Origin of the sequence: Streptomyces sp. NPDC012794, assembly GCF_042901085.1 — a bacterium.
Lineage (GTDB): Bacteria > Actinomycetota > Actinomycetes > Streptomycetales > Streptomycetaceae > Streptomyces.
Genome location: NZ_JBIBCI010000026.1, coordinates 1 through 19,146, shown reverse-complemented (window position 1 = coordinate 19,146; position 19,146 = coordinate 1). Strand labels below are relative to the sequence as shown.

Genomic DNA, 19,146 nt, shown 5'->3' with positions numbered 1-19,146 from the left:
CACCCTTGCGACCGAGGCGACGATGACGCCCGGTGCTCGTTGTATGTGTCGAATGTGCGCCTTCTGAGGGCCCCTTCACGCAGTCTCGCGCCCCGAAGCGAGACCGGCCGAGCAACTCCGCCACCCCGGTCGGACGACACCTCCGACTGACTCCGGTACGGACCGCTCCTGCCCCGCGCACGCGTCGACACCATCGTTTTGTGACGGTTAGACCCGTATCGCGTCCCCAGATGTTTGCCCCGTGCACGGCACCCGCACCCCGTGCACTCGACAGCGACGGAAATCCTGTGATCACCACATCGGGCCTCACGAAGGTCTACCAGTCCCGTGGCCGCGAGGTCACCGCCCTGGACGGCGTCGACCTGCACGTCCGCGAGGGCGAGGTCTACGGAGTCATCGGCCAGAGCGGCGCCGGCAAGTCCTCCCTCATCCGCTGCGTGAACCTCCTGGAGCGCCCCACCAGCGGCACCGTGACCGTGGACGGCGTCGAGCTCACCGCCCTCGCCGGCCGCGGCCGCCGCGCCGGCAAGGAGCTCCGCGAGGCCCGCAGCCGCATCGGCATGGTCTTCCAGCACTTCAACCTGCTGTCCTCGCGCACCGTCCAGGCCAACATCGAGCTGCCCCTGGAGATCCTCGGCGTCTCCGGCCGTGAACGCTCCCGCAAGGCCCTGGAACTCCTCGACCTCGTCGGCCTCGCCGACAAGGCCAAGGCCTACCCCAGCCAGCTCTCCGGCGGCCAGAAGCAGCGCGTCGGCATCGCCCGCGCCCTGGCCGGCGATCCCAAGGTGCTCCTCTCCGACGAGGCCACCAGCGCCCTCGACCCCGAGACCACCCGCTCCATCCTCCAGCTGCTGCGCGACCTCAACCGCCAGCTCGGCCTGACCGTCCTGCTCATCACCCACGAGATGGACGTGGTCAAGGCCGTCTGCGACTCCGCCGCGCTCATGAAGCGGGGCCGGATCATCGAGTCCGGCACCGTCGCCGAACTGCTCGCCACCCCCGGCTCCGAGCTCGCCGGCGAACTCTTCCCGGTCAGCGGAACCGCCACCGGCCCCGACCGCACCGTCGTCGACGTCACCTTCCACGGCGAGGCCGCCACCCAGCCGGTCATCTCCCAGCTCTCCCGCACGTACAACATCGACATCTCGATCCTCGGCGCCGCCATGGACACCGTCGCCGGCCGCCAGATCGGCCGCATGCGCATCGAACTGCCCGGCCGCTACGAGGACAACGTCGTGCCCGTCGGCTTCCTGCGCGAGCAGGGCCTCCAGGTCGACCTCGTCGACGACGACTCCGACCTCGACTCCGAGATCGCCGCACTGGTCAAGGATGGTGCCAAGTGACCTGGTCCGAGATGCAGCCCCTGCTCACCCAGGGCACCTACGACACCCTCTACATGGTGCTGTGGTCCACCCTGGTGACCGTCCTCGGCGGACTGCCCATCGGCATCCTCCTCGTCCTCACCGACAAGGGCGGTCTCCTGCAGAACCGGCCGCTCAACAAGGTCCTCGGCGTGATCGTGAACATAGGCCGCTCGCTGCCGTTCATCATCCTGCTGATCTTCCTGATCCCGGTCACCACCGCCGTGGTCGGCACCTTCATCGGCCCCACCGCCATGATCGTCCCGCTGGCCATCGGCGCCGTCCCCTTCTTCGCCCGGCTCGTCGAGACGGCCGTCCGCGAGGTGGACCACGGCCTGATCGAGGCCGTCGAGTCCATGGGCGGCGGCATCCCGACCCTCGTCGGCAAGGTCCTGCTCCCGCAGGCCCTGCCCTCCCTGGTCGCCGGCGTCACCACCACCGTGATCACCCTCGTCGGCTACTCCGCCATGGCCGGCGCCGTCGGCGGCGAAGGACTCGGCTCCAAGGCCATCACCTACGGCTTCCAGCGCTTCGAGACCGGCTTCATGTTCGCCACCGTGGCCGTACTGATCGCCCTCGTCACGGTGATCCAGCTGATCGGCGACGGCGTGGTACGCGTCCTCGCGCGCCGCGGCCGGACAGCCTGAAGCCCCCACAAGAACCTCCCCACCGCAGAGCCCGCACTTGTCGTGCTTGGGCCATCACCCCGCGAACACCCGCGAAAAGCAAGAAAGGCACTCTTCGTGCGTAAGAACACCAAGCTCACCGCCATCGCCGCCGCCTCCGCCGCGCTCGCCCTGGCCCTCAGCGCCTGCGGCAGCTCCTCGGACCCGTCCACCGCCGCCAAGACCGACGGCGGCAAGGTCGACGAGAGCAAGCCGCTGGTCATCGCGGCCTCCCCGAGCCCGCACGCCGACATCCTGAACTTCGTCAAGGACAAGCTCGCGGCCAAGGACGGCCTCAAGCTGGAGGTGAAGGAGTTCACGGACTACGTCCTGCCCAACACCGCCACCGAGCAGGGCCAGGTCGACGGCAACTACTTCCAGCACAAGCCGTACCTCGACGACTTCAACAAGAAGAACGGCACGCGCATCGTGCCCGTCGTGAACGTGCACCTGGAACCCCTCGGCCTCTACTCCAAGAAGGTCAAGGCCCTCTCGGACATCAAGCCCGGCCAGACCATCGCCGTCCCCAACGACACCACCAACGAGGGCCGCGCCCTCCAGCTGCTCGCCGCGAACAAGCTGATCACCCTCAAGGACGGGGTCGGCACCAGCGCCAAGCTGTCCGACATCACCGACAAGAAGGGCCTGGAGTTCAAGGAGCTGGAGGCCGCCACGGTCCCCCGCGCCCTGAACGACGTCGACGCCGCCGTCATCAACGGCAACTACGCCCTCGAGGCCAAGCTCGCGCCCGCCAAGGACGCCCTGGTCCTCGAGAAGGCCGACGGCAACCCGTACGCCAACTTCCTGGCGGTCAAGGAAGGCAACCAGAACGACCCGCGCATCCAGAAGCTCGCCAAGCTCCTGAACTCCGACGAGGTCAAGAAGTTCATCGAGGAGAAGTACCAGGGCTCGGTCACCCCGGCCTTCGGCTCCCCGGCCGCCTGACGCCGGACCGCCTGACGCCGGACCGTCCGACCCAGGACCGTCCAACCCAGGACCGTCCGACCCAAGTCCCCTTGGCGGACGCCGGATTCCCGGCCCCGCGCACCCCCTCGGGCGCGCGGGGCCGAGGGCTGCCCGGGCCGCCCGGAGGATGCCCGCCTCCGGGCGGCCCGGCCCTGCACATCCCCGGGCCGATGCTGCATGCTGTGGCCTACGACCCGCACAAACGGTCCCGTACGAACGGTCCCGCCCCACGGTCCCAGGCATGGAGCTGCGCATGACTACCACCTTCCCGGACGTCACCATCAGCACGGACCGGCTGGTGCTGCGCCCCTTCGAGGAGGAGGACGTCACCGCGCTCGCCGAGATGATGAACGACGAGCAGATCACCGCCTGGACCTCGGTCCCGCACCCCTACACCCACGCCGACGCCCACGCCTGGGCCACCGTGCTCTCCCACGCCGAGCGCACCGAGGGCCGAGGCATCGTCTTCGCCGTCACCGAGTTCCTCACCCAGCGCCTCGTGGGCATCGTCCACCTCCGGAACACCGACTGGCGCACCCGCACCACCGAGGTGGGCTACGTCACCGCCCCCTGGGCCCGCGGCGAGGGCTACGCCAGCGAGTCCGTGCTCGCAGTCGCCCAGTGGCTCCTGCGCGACCAGCGCTTCGAGAGACTCGAACTGCGCACCGCCGCCGACAACACCGCCTCCCAGCAGGTCGCCCAGAAGATCGGTTGCATCAGCGAAGGCGTCCTGCGCAACGCATGGATAGTGCGGACCCAGGCGGCCGACGGCAGCTGGACCGGAACCCGCACCGACCTCATCGTCTGGAGCCTGGTACCCGAAGACCTCGACGACACCGACGAGTACGACGTGTACGAGAGCCGCCACGCCCGCCCCGGCCCCGCCGGACGCCCCGGCCACGACGACGGATACCCCCTGCGCCGGCGTGCCGACGCACACGGCTACGCCGTCGGCGCCGACCGGCACTGACCCGATGACCAGGTAGTCTCACCGTGACCCCCTGACGGGGCGACGACGCCGACGAGAACGCCGAAGACGCCGACGACGCCGGAGACGCCGACGCCGGCGAGAACACCGAAGACGCCGACGAGAACGCCGAAAGGCGTCCCCAACCCCACCCCAGGAGACCGACGACGATGGCCGACCGGGTCACGGTGATCGGCTGGGACGGCTCCCCCCTGACCGCGGCCGCCCGCTCCGCGCTCTCCGCCGCCACCCTCGTGGCCGGAGCCGCCCACCACCTCGCGCTCCCCGAAATCCCGCCGGGCGCGGAACGCATCCGCCTCGGCAGCCTCGGTCTCGCCGCCCGCCGCATCGCCGGCCACCGCGGCACCGCCGTCGTCCTCGCCGACGGCGACCCCGGCTTCTTCGGCGTCGTACGCACCCTGCGCGCCCCGGAACACGGCCTCGAGGTCGAGGTGGTCCCCGCCGTCTCCGCCGTCGCCGCCGCCTTCGCCCGCGCCGGGATGCCGTGGGACGACGCCCAGGTCGTCGTCGCCCACCCCCGTACCCTGCGCCGCGCCGTCAACGTCTGCCGCGCCCACACCAAGGTCGCCGTGCTCACCTCGCCCGGCGCCGGCCCCGCCGAACTCGCCCTGCTGCTCGAAGGCGTCCACCGCACCTTCGTCATCTGCGAGGAACTGGGCACCGAGCGCGAACGCGTCACCGTCCTCACCTCCGACGCCGCCGCCGACCACAGCTGGCGCGACCCCAACGTCGTCATCGTCATCGGCGGCGCCGGGCCCTCCCCCGCCGCCGCCGACCCCGGCTGGCTGCTCGGCCAGAGCCCCGGCCCGGCCCCCGTACGCGGCTGGGCCCGCCCGCAGCCCGCCGCCGACGGACACCGGCCGGGGGAGGGGGAGTCCGCCCAGCTGCGCGCCGCCCAGCTCGCCCGGCTCGGCCCCCGCACCGGGGACCTCGTCTGGGACATCGGAGCCGGCTCGGGAGCCCTCGCCGTGGACGCCGCGGCCCACGGCGCCGCCGTCATCGCCGTCGACGCCGACCCACGCGCCTGCGAACGCGTAACCGCCGCCGCCCGCACGCGCGGTGTCCAGATCCAGGTCGTCCCGGGCCGCGCCCCGCACGTACTGGAGAGCCTGCCCGAACCCGACGTGGTCCGCGTCGGCGGCGGAGGCCCCGCGGTCGTCGCCGCCGTCGCCGAACGGCGTCCCGAACGGATCGTCAGCCACGCCTCCACGCGCGACGAGGCCGAGGCCATCGGACGCACCCTCACCGAACACGGGTACGCCGTCGAGTGCGCGCTGCTCCAGTCCGTTGCCCTCGACCCCCGGACCTGGGCGGAACAGGAGCGTTCCGTGGTGTTCCTGCTGGCAGCCGAACGCCCCGTGAACCGCTGACGCGGAGCCCGGGGTAGGCTGGCCGATCGTCGTACCGCCAGGTGGACGCGCGACGTGGCGCAGTCCACAGCGGACCGTGCCGGTTTCTGGCCGACACGGCGGCCGACGAGCGCGACAATGCTCAGGAGTTGTTGTGGGTGCGCACGCCAGACGCCGCACCGCGCGACGACCCGCACGGCAAAGTCCGCACGGCGGGCCCTGTGGGCGGCCGGGCGATCGAAGAGGCAACACCGATGGGCGAGGGGTACGCATGACTGACACCGGCCAGGTTCCGGGCGAGGGTCACCCGGACAACACGGGCATGGTGGATCAGCAGGGCATGCCCGCACCGGTCCCGCCCCTGCCCCCGACGCCGCCCCAGGCCCCCGCCGGGTACGCCTTCCAGGACCTCGTGGACGACCCGGCCGAGGCCGAGGACGAGGAACTGCTCCTGATGCCGAGCGGTCACGGGCAGGGCGCCTGGAGCGACCCCCAGGTGGTCCCGCCGGTGCCGGCCTTCCCCGGCGACTACCAGGAGCCCGTCTACACGGAGTACCCGCAGGACCCCGCCGCCGGCTACCCCGACCCCGGTCACATCGGCTTCCCCGAACAGGGTTACCCCGAGGCCTTCCCCGCCGCCGCACAGCACGCGCCCGGCTTCCCCACCCCCTTCGCCGACCCCGCCGTCTACAGCGCGGGCGCGCACGAGACCGGTGGCCGCGACTCCGGCTCCCTCGACCTCGGCGGCCTGGTCCCGCAGGCCGGGCCGGCCCCACAGGCGCCGCCCGCCGCTCCCGTGATGCCGCCGCGCCGCCCGCTGCACATGGGGCCGCCCATGCCCGACGCCACCGGCGGAGTCGTACGCTCCCTCGCGGACCGGGGCCCGGCCGCCGCACCGGTACCGCCCGCCGCTCCCGTGGCGCAGGCCGCGCCCCAGGCGCAGCAGCCGCAGGCCGCCCCCGCCGTGCCGGCGCAGCTGGCCGAGGCGGAGGCGGTGGAGGCCCCGGCCGTCGCGCCGGAGCCGGTCGTGGTGCCGGCCCCCGAGGTGGCCGCCGCCGCTGCCGCCGCGCAGGCCGTCGAGGCCGAGGCCGCTGCTGCGGGCGCCGAGGCCGTCGCGGCCCCGGGCGCCGAGGCCGTGCAGGGCGACCCGGCCGCCGCCGTGCCCGCCGCCCCCGCCCCCGGCCCCGAGCACCAGGACCTGCCGGGCGCCGCCCCGCAGCCCGGGGACGTCCCGCCGCAGGCGGGGACCCCGTGGACGGCCGAGCCGGTTGCCGCCGCCGAGCCGGTCGTCGCCGAGCCTGTTGCTGCGGAGCCGGTCGTCGCCGAGCCGGTCGTCGCCGAGCCGGTTGTTGCCGAGCCCTTTGTGGCGGAGCCTTTTGTGGCGGAGCCCGCCGCTGTGGAGGCCGTTGTAGCGGAGTCGGCCGTCGTCGCCGAGCCGGCCGCCGTCGCCCAGCCCGCCGTGGCCCCGGCTGCCGTCGCCGAGCCGTCGCCCGAGGCCGCTCCGGTCGCCGAGGCAGCCCCAGCGACCGCCCCCGAGGCGGTCGTCGAGGTTCCCGCGGCCGCCGCGGCCGTCGAGGCGGTCGTTCCCGCGCCCGGGACCCCCGCCGAGGCCGCGCCCGCGGCCCCCGAGGCCGTCCCGGCCGCCGCCGAAGCCGCACCCGCGGCACCGGAGCCCGCCGAGGCGGCGCAGGCCGCCGCGCCCGCCGAAGTACCCGCCGTCGCCGCCGAGCCGCAGGGTCCGGCCGAGGCCGTCGAGCCGGCCCCCGCGGAAGCGCCGGTCCAGGCCGAAGCCTCCGCCGAGACCCCTGTCCCCGCCGCGCAGGAGCCCGCCGCCGAGACCGCCGAGCCGGTCGAGGCGCAGCCCGAGCCGGTGGAGGCCGCCGTGCCGCCCGCCGAAGCCGTGGAAGCCGTGGAAGCCGCCGCGGAGCCGGCACCCGGCGAAGCGGCCCCCGCGTACGCCGACGCGGAGCGCGAGGCCGTCCTGCGCGTGATGCGCGAGCGCCGCGACATCCGCAAGGGCTTCCGCACCGACCCCATCCCGCACGAGGTGCTGCTGCGCGTCCTGGAGGCCGCCCACACCGCGCCCAGCGTCGGCCACTCGCAGCCGTGGGACTTCGTCGTCATCCGCTCCGCCGAGACCCGCCGGACGATGCACGAGCTCGCCCAGACGCAGCGCGAGGCCTACGCCAAGTCGCTCCCCAAGGGCCGGGCCAAGCAGTTCAAGGAACTCAAGATCGAGGCCATCCTCGACACCCCGGTGAACATCGTCGTCACCGCCGACCCCACCCGCGGCGGCCGCCACACCCTCGGCCGGCACACCCAGCCGCAGATGGCCCCGTACTCCTCCGCCCTCGCGGTCGAGAACCTCTGGCTCGCCGCGCGCGCCGAGGGCCTCGGCGTCGGCTGGGTCAGCTTCTTCGACGAGCGCGAGATGGTCCGCGCGCTCGGGCTGCCCGAGCACCTGGAGGTCGTCGCGTACCTGTGTGTCGGGTACGTGGACGAGTTCCCGGAGGAGCCGGAGCTGATGCAGGCGGGCTGGTCCCAGCGCCGTCCGCTGGCGTGGGTCGTGCACGAGGAGACGTACGGCCGCCGCGCGCTGCCCGGCGAGGCCCCGCACGACCTGCTCTCCGAGACCGTCGCCGGCATCCGCCCGCTCGACGCGAAGGCGCTCGGCGAGGCGTGGGAGCGGCAGAAGCGCATGACCAAGCCCGCCGGGGCCCTCGGCATGCTGGAGATCATCTCCGCGCAGCTCTCCGGGCTCTCCCGGGTCTGCCCGCCGCCGATCCCGGAGCCGGCCGCCGTCGCGATCTTCGCCGGTGACCACGGTGTCCACGCCCAGGGCGTGACCCCCTGGCCCCAGGAGGTCACCACGCAGATGGTGGCCAACTTCCTGGGCGGCGGGGCCGTCTGCAACGCCTTCGCCAACCAGGTCGGCGCCGAGGTCTGCGTCATCGACGTCGGCGTGGCCGGGGACCTCCCCGCCACCCCCGGCCTCCTGCCGCGCAAGGTCCGCCCCGGCACGGCCGACCTGTCCGTCGGCCCCGCGATGAGCCGCGAGGAGGCCGTCGCGGCCATCGAGGTCGGCATCGAGACGGCCAGGGACCTGGTCGCGGCGGGCAACAAGGCGCTCCTCACGGGCGAGATGGGCATCGCCAACACGACGGTCTCGGCGGCCCTGATCTCCGTCTTCACGGGTGTGGACCCCGCCGAGGTCACCGGCCGGGGCACGGGCATCAACGACGAGACGCACGCCCGGAAGGTCGACGTCGTACGCCGCGCCCTGGAGCTCCACCAGCCCGACCCGAACGACCCGATCGGCGTCCTGGCGGCGATCGGCGGCCTGGAGCACGCGGCGATCGTCGGTCTCCTCCTCGGCGGGGCCTCGCTGCGCACCCCGGTCATCCTGGACGGCGTGAGCGCGGGCGCGGCCGCCCTGGTGGCCCGCGCCATCGCCCCCGAAGCCCTGTCGGCCTGCATCGCGGGCCACCGCAGTGCGGAACCGGGCCACGTGGCCGCCCTCAACAAGCTCGGCCTGCGCCCCCTGGTCGACTTGGACCTCCGCCTCGGCGAAGGCACCGGCGCCCTGCTGGCGCTCCCGCTGGTCCAGAGCGCGGCCCGCGCGATGCACGAGGTCGCCACCTTCGACGCGGCGGGCGTGACGGAGAAGTAGGGGCGGCGGCGGGCACGCAGGCACGCACGCGCCACGCGCCACAGCTGAACGGGGCCGGACACCAGGGGGTGTCCGGCCCCGGGGCGTTGGCGGGCCGGCACGACACGGAAGGACGATGGGACTGACGGGAACCCCCCGCACCCTCCCGACCCCGCCCCGCCGGAGCCCGTCGCCCCGGCTCCGCGCCCCGGCCGGAGACCGCCCCCGAGGCCGCCCGAACTTCGCCCCCGCAGGTACCACCAGCGCCGATGGGTCGTATCGTGGTCCCGGACGGGCGCCCCGCACCGCGTGCCCGCCCAGCCGCTCCAGCGCAGCAGCGGCCCCGCAGACCCCACCCCGCCGCATCAGGAGCCGCAACCGCCATGGCAAACCCGGCACACCCCGCCTACCCCGTAGGACTCCGTCTGGCAGGGCGCCGCGTCGTCGTCATCGGCGGCGGGCAGGTCGCCCAGCGCCGACTGCCCGCGCTGATCGCGGCCGGGGCCGACGTGCTGCTCGTGTCCCCCTCCGCGACGCCCTCCGTGGACGCGATGGCGGCGACCGGCGAGATCCGCTGGGAGCGCCGCCGCTACCAGGACGGCGACCTCGACGGTGCCTGGTACGCGCTCATCGCGACGCGGGACAGGGAGGCCAACGACGCGGCTTCCGCCGAGGCCGAGAGCCGCCGCGTCTGGTGCGTGCGCGCCGACGACGCCGACGCGGCCACCGCCTGGACCCCGGCCACCGGCCGTGTGGAGGGCGTCACCGTCGCCGTGCTCAGCGGCAACGACCCCCGCCGCTCCGCCGCCGTGCGCGACGCGGTCGTCGAGGGGCTGCGCGACGGCTCCCTCACCGCCGCCCGCCCCCGCGTCCCCGGTGTCTCCCTCGTCGGCGGCGGGCCCGGCGACCCGGACCTGATCACCGTGCGCGGCCGCCGCCTGCTCGCCGAGGCGGACGTGGTCATCGCCGACCGGCTCGGCCCCCGCGACCTGCTCGACGAGCTGCCGCCGCACGTCGAGGTCATCGACGCCGCGAAGATCCCGTACGGCCGTTTCATGGCCCAGGAGGCCATCAACAACGCCCTGATCGAGCACGCCAAGGCCGGCAAGGCCGTGGTCCGGCTCAAGGGCGGGGACCCGTACGTCTTCGGACGCGGCATGGAGGAGCTCCAGGCCCTCGCCGAGCACGGTATCCCCTGCACCGTCGTGCCGGGCATCTCCAGCTCCATCTCGGTCCCGAGCGCCGCCGGCATCCCCGTCACCCACCGCGGGGTGGCGCACGAGTTCACGGTGGTCAGCGGTCACGTCGGTCCCGACGACCCGCGTTCCCTCGTCGACTGGGCGGCCCTCGCCAAGCTCACCGGCACCATCGTCATCCTCATGGGCGTCGACAAGATCGGCCTGATCGCCGAGGCCCTGGTCCGCCACGGCCGTTCCGCCGACACCCCCGTCGCGGTCGTCCAGGAGGGCACCACCGCCACCCAGCGCCGGGTGGACGCCACCCTCGCCACGGTCGGCGAGACCGTCAAGGCGCAGGAGGTCCGCCCGCCCGCCGTCATCGTGATCGGCGACGTCGTCCGCGTCAACGCACCCCTCGCCGGCGCCTGACAGGCCGTTGGCACCGCACCCAGGACAAGGCAGTATCACCCTGTGGCTGATCTCATCACCATCGAAGACCCCGACGACCCGCGCCTGCGCGACTACACGGGCCTGACCGACGTCGAGCTGCGGCGCCGCCGCGAGCCCGCCGAGGGCCTGTTCATCGCCGAGGGCGAGAAGGTCATCCGGCGGGCCAAGGACGCCGGGTACGAGATGCGCTCGATGCTGCTGTCGGCCAAGTGGGTCGACGTCATGCGCGACGTCATCGACGAACTGCCCGCCCCGGTCTACGCGGTCAGCCCGGACCTGGCCGAGCGGGTCACCGGCTACCACGTGCACCGCGGGGCCCTCGCCTCGATGCAGCGCAAGCCGCTGCCGACGGCGCAGGAACTGCTGGCCTCGGCCCGCCGGGTGGCCGTCATGGAGGCGGTCAACGACCACACCAACATCGGGGCCATCTTCCGCAGCGCCGCCGCCCTCGGCATGGACGCGGTACTGCTGTCGCCCGACTGCGCGGACCCGCTGTACCGGCGCTCGGTGAAGGTGTCGATGGGCGCGGTGTTCTCCGTCCCGTACGCCCGCCTGGAGGCCTGGCCCAAGAGCCTGGACACCGTCCGGGAGGCGGGTTTCAAGCTGCTCGCCCTCACCCCGCACGAGAAGGCCTCGCCGATCGACGTGGCCGCCCCGCAGACCCTGGAGCGGGTCGCGCTGATGCTGGGGGCGGAGGGCGACGGGCTGTCCACGCAGGCGCTGGTCGCCGCCGACGAGTGGGTACGCATCCCCATGGCGCACGGCGTGGACTCGCTGAACGTGGGCGCGGCGGCGGCCGTCGCCTTCTACGCGGTCGCCGGCAGCGGCCGCGCGTAGTCACCGGCCCTGACCTGGAGGGGTGTCCCGCCGACGAGGCGGGACACCCCTTCAGAGCTTCTGCGCGAGGGCGATGCCCAGTGCCACGATCAGGGTCACCACGACGAACACGATCAGCCGCTGCCGCAGCAGCTTCGGGTCCGGCCGCGACGGGCGGCGTCCCGTACCGGTCGTACGCGGCCCCGTGCGGCCCCCCGCGCGTCCGGCGGTGGACCCCGGGTTGCGGGGGGACAACGGCCGCGACCGGGGCCCGCCCTGGGGCCGCTGGGGTCTGGCGACGGGAGTGGAGCCTCCCGTACGGCGCTCCGTGCTCCGGTCCGCCTGGCCCGGGGCGCGTTCGGCGGGCCGGGCCACGGGCCGCTCGACGCGGGCCCGCTGCGCCGGCGGGCGGCCGTCGCCCAGCCCCTGCGCCTCGCGGGCGGCGATCTCCTTCAGCCGCATCGACAGCTGGAGCGTGGTCGGCCGTTCCTCGGGGTCCTTGGCCAGGCAGGCCTGCACCAGCGGCGCGAGGGCGTCCGGGACCCCGACGAGATGCGGCTCCTCGTGCACCACGCGGTACAGCATGACCTCGGAACTGCCGTGCCCGAAGGGCGAGTCGGCGGTGGCCGCGTAGGCGAGCGTGGCACCGAGCGCGAACACGTCGGTGGCCGGGGTGACGGCGGCGCCGCGCACCTGCTCCGGTGCGAGGAAACCGGGCGAGCCGACGGCGGTGCCCACGTGGGTGAGGGTGCTCGCCCCCGTGGCCCAGGCGATGCCGAAGTCGATGATCCGGGGGCCCTTGGGGGAGAGCAGGATGTTCGAGGGCTTCAGGTCCCTGTGGACGACTCCCGCCTCGTGCACGGCGACCAGGCCCTCGGAGAGCGCGGCGCCGATCGCGGCGATCTGCGCGGCCGTCAGGGGCCCTTCCTCGGCGACCTTGTCGTGCAGCGAGGGGCCGGGCACGTACTGGGTGGCGAACCAGGGGCGCTCGGCCTCCAGGTCGGCGGCCACCAGCCGCGCGGTGCAGCCGCCGCGGATGCGCCGGGCGGCGGACACCTCGCGCGCGAACCGGGAACGGAACTCCTGGTCCTCGGCGAGATCCGGCCGGATCACCTTGAGGGCCACGCGCTGGCCGCGCCGGTCCGACCCCAGGTAGACCACGCCCATGCCGCCGGCACCGAGCCGCCGGTGCAGTCTGAACGAGCCGACGACACGCGGGTCCTCGCGCCGGAGCCGCATCATCGCCATGTCCACCCCGCTGACGGTCGTCCTGCTGATCTGGCACAGCTTACGGACCATCCGGCACGAGCGCTCAGAGGCCGCGCCCTCACCGGAGGATTCGATTGTCAGTGCGGGGCACGCCACTTGAGGGTGTGACAGCTCCCGCGCCGCTCTTCCGACCGCCCCCGGCCCCCCGCCCCAAACCGCCCTCGGGCCAAGGGGATTGACGGCCCCGCCGCTCCCACGAGGAGCTCTTCCCGCGGCGGATCGGCCCGTCCGGGCGGGCGGGGCCGTCAACACCCCGTACGAAGACACGTGTGTGCGGGGAGTGACGGAAGTGAGCGAAGTCACTACCCTCCGGTCATCCCCTCCGGGAAGACCCCCAGCGCGGGGGAGGGATCTCCACCCAGGGGAGTAGGCGGGGGCCCGCCTCGTCATCCTCCTGGAGGCCAGGCAATGGGTACGAGGGCATGAGGCCAGGAGCCTTGCTCCCGCCTAGTGTTGAAGACAAGCGGCGGGCGGCGCACTCGTCCCCCGAGGTCACGAGCCCGCCGCTGCAAACGACAGGGAGAGGACCATGGCGGACATCGCACGGCAGGGACGCAAGGCATTCGCGTTCAACGGCCATGAGTCCGGTACGCGCCACCCGCTGGTGGCCGCGGCCATGGTGCTCCCCCTGGCCGCCCTCCTGCTCTTCCTCTTCGGAGGATTCGATCAGGTGGCGGCGCAGGCGTCGTCCGTGGGTGTGATGCTGGGGCGCTGAGCGGCGCCCCGGGTCCGGAAGAGCGGTCCGGGCCGGGCATCGGCCCGTCGTACCCCGTGGGGACGGGGGCGCGACGGACGGCAGGTGAAGGGTGCTGCCCGTACGACTGGGGAGTCGGACGGGCAGCACCCTTTTTCGCGTGACCGCACCCCGGAGAACGCGGAAGCCCCGGCCGTCGTGACGGCCGGGGCTTCCGGTGCGGTGCGCGATACTGGGATTGAACCAGTGACCTCTTCCGTGTCAGGGAAGCGCTCTCCCGCTGAGCTAATCGCGCGGGCTGCGGTACGGAACCACAGGTCTAACAAGGTGTGCAGTCAGTCGAGTGCTCACGTTCTGCGTGCGCGATACTGGGATTGAACCAGTGACCTCTTCCGTGTCAGGGAAGCGCTCTCCCGCTGAGCTAATCGCGCGGGGATCCTCGCGGATCAAGGTCCTTGCGGACCAGTGGACGATACTGGGATTGAACCAGTGACCTCTTCCGTGTCAGGGAAGCGCTCTCCCGCTGAGCTAATCGTCCTTGGAGGTGGAGACGGGATTTGAACCCGTGTAGACGGCTTTGCAGGCCGTTGCCTCGCCTCTCGGCCACTCCACCTCGGAGTGCGCAGGGGTTCTCGGGAAGATCCCCCACTCAGAGCGGACGACGAGACTCGAACTCGCGACATCCACCTTGGCAAGGTGGTGCTCTACCAACTGAGCTACGTCCGCAGTGTCACCGTGTCCGCTCCGGGGTTCTTCCCCTTCGCTCCCTGGCGACGTGTTGAACTCTAGCGGATTCCCGGGCCAGCTCAAAAACGCGTTTCCGCAGCGTGCTGCCACCCGATCACCGGAGGTCACCCGTCGGTCACCCCACCGGCGTCATCGCGCCACCGGTCATAGACTCGCAGCCGTGCACGACCTGCCTCCCCTGGCCCGCTTCGGCGGCCTTCTCGCGACCGACCTCCGAGACGTCACCAGCGACCCCTCCGCCCTCGACTCCACCGGGTTCTGGGCGGTGACCGCAGACTTCGAAGGCCGGCTGGTCTGCGCACGCTTCGGAGACATACGCCCCGACCCCGTACCGGCGCCCGTCCCCGGAGCCTGGCGCGGACCGGCCGCCGACCGGTGGTCCTCCTCCCTCGACCGCTCCGCGTACGTCGCGGGCGTCCGCCGGATCCGCGAGTACATCGCGGCGGGGGAGGTCTACCAGGCCAACCTCTGCCGGGTGATGTCCGCGCCCCTGCCGGACCCGGCCGCGGCCGATGTGGACGCCCTGACCGCCCTCCTCGCGCGCGGCAACCCCGCGCCCTACGCAGGAACGATTCGGCTGAGGGCCCACGGCGTCGAGATCGCCACCGCCTCCCCGGAGCTCTTCCTGAGCCGCGCCGGCCGCCACGTCGAGTCCGGACCCATCAAGGGAACCGGCCGCACCGCCGCCGACCTGCTCCCCAAGGACCACGCCGAGAACGTGATGATCGTGGACCTCGTACGCAACGACCTCGGCCGCGTCTGCTCCACCGGCTCCGTCACCGTCCCCGAGCTGTGCGCCCTGGAGGAGCACCCCGGCCTGGTCCACCTCGTCTCCACCGTCAGCGGCGAACTCGCCGAGGGCGCCGGCTGGCCCGAGCTGCTCTCGGCCACCTTCCCGCCCGGCTCCGTCACCGGCGCTCCCAAGTCCTCCGCCCTGCGGATCATCGAAGAGCTGGAGACCGCCCCCCGCGGCCCCTACTGTGGGGGCATCGGCTGGGTGGACGCCGACCGTGGCACCGCCGCGCTCGCCGTGGGCATCCGCACCTTCTGGATCGACCGCGAGGCACCCGGCGGCCCTCGCCTGAGCTTCGGCACCGGCGCCGGGATCACCTGGGGCTCCGACCCCGAACGGGAGTGGGCCGAGACCGAGCTGAAGGCCGCCCGGCTGGTCGCCCTGGCCTCCGGCGGGCCGATACCCGGCACGGAGCCGCCGGCCGCACACGAGACGCACGACCTGAGTGGAGGAACCGTACGGTGAGGATCTGGCTCGACGGCACGCTGCGCGACGCCGATGACGCGAAGGTTTCCGTACTGGACCACGGGCTGACCGTGGGCGACGGGGTCTTCGAGACGCTCAAGGCCCAGCACGGGACCCTCTTCGCCCTCACCCGCCACCTGGAGCGGCTCACCCGCTCGGCGCGCGGCCTGGGCCTGCCGGACCCCGACCTCGACGAGGTGCGCCGCGCCTGCGCCGCCGTACTGGAGGCCAACCCCGTGCCGCTCGGCCGGCTGCGGATCACGTACACGGGCGGCCTGTCCCCGCTGGGCTCCGACCGCGGCGAGACCGGGCCCACCCTCGTCGTCGCCGTCGGCGAGACCACCCGCCGCCCCGACACCACCGCGGTGATCACCGTCCCGTGGGTCCGCAACGAGCGCTCCCCGCTCACCGGGCTCAAGACCACCTCCTACGCGGAGAACGTGGTCGCGCTGGCGCGGGCGAACCGGGCGGGTGCCTCCGAGGCCCTCTTCGCGAACACCGTCGGACAGCTCTGCGAGGGCACCGGCTCCAACGTCTTCGTCGTCCTCGACGGGGAACTGCACACCCCGCCCGTGACCTCGGGCTGCCTGGCCGGCATCACCCGCGCCCTGGCCGTCGAATGGACCGGCGCGAAGGAGACCGACCTGCCCTTCGACGTCCTGGAACGCGCCGAGGAGGTCTTCCTGACCTCCACCCTGCGCGACGTACAGGCCGTGCACCGGGTCGACGGGCGCCTCCTGACCGCCGCGCCGGGACCCGTCACCGCCAAGGCCATGCGCGTCTTCGACGAGCGCGCCGCCGCCGACATCGACCCGTAGGCCCCAGGAGCCACGGGGCCCCCTCCGGCGCGGGCCCCCTGGTCACGGCGGCGCGGGGCGGGTAGGAATCGACGATGACCACCACCCTGCGGCCGAGCGGGCCGCTTCAGCAGAGCGGCTCGGGCGCGCGCTCACGCCCGTACGAGGTCCGCGTCAACAGCAGGCGCGTCGGAGCGCTGCTGATCGCCGCCGACACGCCCTTCGGGCCGACGGTGGGGGAGATCCGGGACCTGGCCATCGACGCGCCGGACCGCCGCCGCGGCCGGGCCACGGTCGCGGCGCTCGCCGCCGAGGAGGTGCTCCGCGGCTGGGGCTGCCGGCGGGTACGGGTCTCCGTCCCGGCCGGCTCCCCGGGCGGCCTGCGGCTCGCCGCGGCCCTCGGGTACACCGAGCAGGGCCGGAACATGGCCAAGGAACTCCCCGCCGAGCCGCCCGCCCTCCCCGAAGGCACCGCCGGCCGGCCGATGACCGGCGCCGAGTACGAGGCCTGGGACGCGCGGGCCCGCGCGGACTACGCGGCGAGCTGGGTCGCCCGCGGGATGCCGCAGGAGGCCGCCCAGGCCAAGGCGCGGGCCGACCACGACGCGCGGCTCCCGCAGGGACCGGCCACGCCGGGGGTCTCCCTCGCCGTCCTGGAGGCGGCCGGCACCCCCGTCGGCCACGTCTGGGTGGCGCCGGCCGGGGAGGGCTCGTACGTCTTCGACGTCGCCGTCGCCGAGGAGCACCGCGGCCACGGATACGGCCGGGGCCTGATGCTCCTCGCGGAGCGCACGGCCATCGCCGCCGGCCACCGGCTGCTCGCACTGCACGTGTTCACGGGCAACACCCCCGCCCTGCGCCTGTACGAGTCCCTCGGCTTCCGGCCCACGGACCTCCACTACGCCAAGGAGCTGATCTAGGCTGTGCCCGATGGGGGCCAGGGAGCGCGAGCGCAAGGTGTACCGGCCGCTGCGGCGGGCCGGTCTCGAGGTGATCCCGGACGCGGTGCCGGACGGCGTCATGCCGTTCGTCATCGGATACCGTGCCGAGGACTTCGCCGGGGGCTTCTCCCACCCCTACGGCACCCCGCGCCTCGTCCAGCGGCTCAACGAGGACTGGTACGACCTCGCCGTCTCCACGGGCCTCTTCGACCACCGGCGCGAGTTCCTCGTCCAGCTCCCCCAGGGCACCCGGACCCACCGCGCCGCCCTGCGGTACGCGCACGAGGGCTCCCGCTGGGCGCCCCCCTCGCTCTGGACCCGCGTCCGGCTCCTGGAGCGGTGGGACATCATGGGCCGGGGCGCGGCTTCGGCGTTCCTCGGCGTGCACGCGGCCCATCCGGGCTTCGCGATGATGGCGCTCGACGGCGGCGTGTACGTCGGCTGCTCCACGGGCGAGGCCGGCGTCGACGTGGTCGCGGTGCGCCACCCGGACCGCTCGGAGAACGTCATGCGGCACCTGGAGTGGACGGCCGGCTACGAGAGCCCCTGGAGCAATCCCGAGTACCGCCGGCGGATCGCCGCCTGGCTGGCGGACCGCGCGGGGAGCGCCGTAGCGCCGGCCGGGGCGACGGACGGCCCCTAGGCCGTCGATCTTGCGTGACCCGCGACGCCTGGCACGGCACCTCGCCGCGTTGTCGGCACAGCCGAGTACGTCCAGTACGCGCGCTGTGCCTCCGCCTTGCGAGGCACCGCACCAGACGCCGCGGGCTTGACCGGCAAGATCCGAAAGAGACGACCCCTAGGCGCTCTCGCCCGCGAGCATCCGGTCCGCGATCTCCTCGATGCGGGCGCGCAGGCCCTCCTGGCTCTTGCCGCCGTCCAGTCGCTCGCCGCCGATCACGTACGTCGGGGTGCCGGTCACGCCGATGGCCTTGCCCTCGGCCTGGTCGGCGTCCACGATCAGGATGTGCCGGCCGTCGATCAGGGCGGTGTCGAACTCCTCGACGTCCAGGTTGAGTTCACGCGCGACGTCCAGCAGTACGGCCTCGCCCCGCTCGCCCAGCTCGGCGGTGCGGGCCAGCACGGCCTCCGCGTACGGCCAGCCCCGCCCCTGCTCCTCGGCCTCTTCGGCGGCCTGCGCGGCGGCGAAGGCGTGCTTGTGCTTCTCCAGCGGGAAGTGCCGCAGCCGGACGTCCAGCCGGTCGCCGTAGCGGGCGCGCAGGGCGCGTACGTCGTCCAGGGCGCTGTGGCAGTCGGGGCACTGGAGTTCGCACCAGACTTCGAGGATCACGGAATCGGTCATGCGGACAGTCTCCCAGACCTCCTTGCGGACCCCTGAGGAGGAGATCCGACCCGGAGATGTCCCGGAGATCGGCGCGGAAGGGGCGGGGAGCGTGGCTGCGGGGGCGGGGGCGGGTGCAGGATGGAAGGGACAGACCGCCCACCGCAGACCGCCGGAGGACCGCATGCTGGCCGAGACCATATGTTCCGCGGTGTCCGCGGCGGGCCTGGGCGTCGCCGCGCTGACCGCGTACCGCAGGCGGTTCCTCGCGGCCGTGCGGATCACGGCCTACTCGCTGGTGCCCGTGGGGCTGGTGCTGACCGGCGTCGTGCAGTGGGTGTCCGGGATGGTCTTCAAGCCGAGCGTCTGGATCGGCTTCGCCCTGCTGGGCCTGGCCTGGGTGCTCTTCATGACCACCCGGGCGGTGGAGCGCCGGAGCCTCGGCAGGGCCCCGAAGGCCGCCGAGGGTGCCACGGGCGGGAAGGCCGTCGCCCCGGGCGCCTCCGCCCCCTCCCTGGGCAGGGGAGCCCGCCAGGACGCCGGGCCGGCCCGGACGGCGGCCCCGGCGGACGACTTCTCCGACATCGAGGCGATCCTCAAGAAGCACGGGATCTGACGGGGTCGCACAGGATCCGAGGGGTCTAGGTGTATTGACCCGCAGCGTTGTTCACGCGGCTGATGGGTGGCATGCCGCCCAGTGCGGTGTGGCAGCGGTGGTGGTTGTAGGTGTGGAGGA

The 19,146-nt window shown here is 73.6% G+C and carries 16 protein-coding genes and 5 tRNA genes; 14 read left to right on the top strand and 7 right to left on the bottom strand.

Annotated elements, in window-relative coordinates; translation table 11 throughout:
• The first annotated feature begins 287 nt into the window (after window positions 1-287).
• From ACFY7H_RS30970 to ACFY7H_RS30935, 8 genes are all read left to right on the top strand, one after another.
• Entirely contained in the window at window positions 288-1,343 is a 1,056-nt protein-coding gene (locus tag ACFY7H_RS30970; RefSeq protein WP_388944951.1) for a methionine ABC transporter ATP-binding protein, read from the top strand.
• On the top strand, window positions 1,340-2,008 hold the full coding sequence (locus tag ACFY7H_RS30965; protein WP_388944947.1) for a methionine ABC transporter permease: 669 nt from the start codon (window positions 1,340-1,342) through the stop codon (window positions 2,006-2,008). Before ACFY7H_RS30970 ends, ACFY7H_RS30965 begins: the two co-directional genes overlap by 4 nt.
• 96 nt (window positions 2,009-2,104) lie before the next feature.
• Window positions 2,105-2,971: a MetQ/NlpA family ABC transporter substrate-binding protein gene (locus tag ACFY7H_RS30960; protein ID WP_388944945.1), complete on the top strand. Its 867-nt coding sequence runs from the start codon at window positions 2,105-2,107 to the stop codon at window positions 2,969-2,971.
• Window positions 2,972-3,245: 274 nt separating this feature from the next.
• Window positions 3,246-3,962: a GNAT family N-acetyltransferase gene (locus tag ACFY7H_RS30955; RefSeq protein WP_388944941.1), complete on the top strand. Its 717-nt coding sequence runs from the start codon at window positions 3,246-3,248 to the stop codon at window positions 3,960-3,962.
• A gap of 167 nt (window positions 3,963-4,129) precedes the next feature.
• A complete protein-coding gene (cbiE, locus tag ACFY7H_RS30950; RefSeq protein ID WP_388944937.1) occupies window positions 4,130-5,350 on the top strand; it encodes a precorrin-6y C5,15-methyltransferase (decarboxylating) subunit CbiE in 1,221 nt (406 codons plus the stop codon).
• A 250-nt stretch (window positions 5,351-5,600) separates the two neighbouring features.
• Window positions 5,601-8,999 carry a nicotinate-nucleotide--dimethylbenzimidazole phosphoribosyltransferase gene (gene cobT, locus ACFY7H_RS30945; protein WP_388944935.1) on the top strand — a complete coding sequence of 1,133 codons (3,399 nt, stop codon included), beginning with the start codon at window positions 5,601-5,603 and terminating at the stop codon, window positions 8,997-8,999.
• A 362-nt stretch (window positions 9,000-9,361) separates the two neighbouring features.
• The gene (gene cobA, locus ACFY7H_RS30940) at window positions 9,362-10,585 is read left to right on the top strand and encodes a uroporphyrinogen-III C-methyltransferase (RefSeq protein ID WP_388944933.1); all 1,224 of its coding nucleotides are present in this window, start codon (window positions 9,362-9,364) and stop codon (window positions 10,583-10,585) included.
• Between the two features lie 42 nt (window positions 10,586-10,627).
• The gene (locus ACFY7H_RS30935; protein ID WP_388944930.1) at window positions 10,628-11,443 is read left to right on the top strand and encodes a TrmH family RNA methyltransferase; all 816 of its coding nucleotides are present in this window, start codon (window positions 10,628-10,630) and stop codon (window positions 11,441-11,443) included.
• 51 nt (window positions 11,444-11,494) lie between these two features.
• On the opposite strand, the gene ACFY7H_RS30930 is transcribed toward ACFY7H_RS30935, so the two are convergent.
• Window positions 11,495-12,670 carry a protein kinase gene (locus ACFY7H_RS30930; protein ID WP_388945065.1) on the bottom strand — a complete coding sequence of 392 codons (1,176 nt, stop codon included), beginning with the start codon at window positions 12,668-12,670 and terminating at the stop codon, window positions 11,495-11,497.
• Between the two features lie 550 nt (window positions 12,671-13,220).
• Here ACFY7H_RS30930 and ACFY7H_RS30925 point away from each other — a divergent pair.
• Window positions 13,221-13,406 (top strand): hypothetical protein, encoded by a 186-nt coding sequence (locus tag ACFY7H_RS30925; RefSeq protein WP_037797219.1) that lies wholly within the window; start codon window positions 13,221-13,223, stop codon window positions 13,404-13,406.
• A 202-nt stretch (window positions 13,407-13,608) separates the two neighbouring features.
• Here ACFY7H_RS30925 and ACFY7H_RS30920 read toward each other — a convergent pair.
• From ACFY7H_RS30920 to ACFY7H_RS30900, 5 genes are all read right to left on the bottom strand, one after another.
• Window positions 13,609-13,680: transfer RNA gene (locus tag ACFY7H_RS30920), tRNA-Val, on the bottom strand.
• Between the two features lie 64 nt (window positions 13,681-13,744).
• A tRNA-Val gene (locus ACFY7H_RS30915) sits at window positions 13,745-13,816 on the bottom strand.
• A gap of 35 nt (window positions 13,817-13,851) precedes the next feature.
• Window positions 13,852-13,923: transfer RNA gene (locus ACFY7H_RS30910), tRNA-Val, on the bottom strand.
• Window position 13,924: 1 nt separating this feature from the next.
• A tRNA-Cys gene (locus ACFY7H_RS30905) sits at window positions 13,925-13,998 on the bottom strand.
• A 40-nt stretch (window positions 13,999-14,038) separates the two neighbouring features.
• A tRNA-Gly gene (locus ACFY7H_RS30900) sits at window positions 14,039-14,111 on the bottom strand.
• 181 nt (window positions 14,112-14,292) lie between these two features.
• Between ACFY7H_RS30900 and ACFY7H_RS30895 the strand changes: the two genes are divergently transcribed.
• The 4 genes from ACFY7H_RS30895 (at window position 14,293) to ACFY7H_RS30880 (ending at window position 17,771) form a co-directional block, all read left to right on the top strand.
• Window positions 14,293-15,390, top strand: a complete 1,098-nt coding sequence (locus tag ACFY7H_RS30895) for a chorismate-binding protein (RefSeq protein ID WP_388944926.1) — start codon at window positions 14,293-14,295, stop codon at window positions 15,388-15,390.
• On the top strand, window positions 15,387-16,208 hold the full coding sequence (locus tag ACFY7H_RS30890; RefSeq protein WP_388944923.1) for an aminotransferase class IV: 822 nt from the start codon (window positions 15,387-15,389) through the stop codon (window positions 16,206-16,208). Before ACFY7H_RS30895 ends, ACFY7H_RS30890 begins: the two co-directional genes overlap by 4 nt.
• 74 nt (window positions 16,209-16,282) lie before the next feature.
• The gene (locus ACFY7H_RS30885) at window positions 16,283-17,107 is read left to right on the top strand and encodes a GNAT family N-acetyltransferase (protein WP_388944921.1); all 825 of its coding nucleotides are present in this window, start codon (window positions 16,283-16,285) and stop codon (window positions 17,105-17,107) included.
• Between the two features lie 10 nt (window positions 17,108-17,117).
• Window positions 17,118-17,771, top strand: a complete 654-nt coding sequence (locus ACFY7H_RS30880) for a hypothetical protein (protein ID WP_388944919.1) — start codon at window positions 17,118-17,120, stop codon at window positions 17,769-17,771.
• Window positions 17,772-17,927: 156 nt separating this feature from the next.
• Here ACFY7H_RS30880 and ACFY7H_RS30875 read toward each other — a convergent pair whose 3' ends face one another.
• The gene (locus ACFY7H_RS30875) at window positions 17,928-18,431 is read right to left on the bottom strand and encodes a DsbA family protein (RefSeq protein WP_388944916.1); all 504 of its coding nucleotides are present in this window, start codon (window positions 18,429-18,431) and stop codon (window positions 17,928-17,930) included.
• A 163-nt stretch (window positions 18,432-18,594) separates the two neighbouring features.
• On the opposite strand from ACFY7H_RS30875, the gene ACFY7H_RS30870 reads away from it, so the two are divergent.
• Window positions 18,595-19,026 carry a hypothetical protein gene (locus ACFY7H_RS30870; protein WP_388944914.1) on the top strand — a complete coding sequence of 144 codons (432 nt, stop codon included), beginning with the start codon at window positions 18,595-18,597 and terminating at the stop codon, window positions 19,024-19,026.
• Window positions 19,027-19,146: the final 120 nt, after the last annotated feature.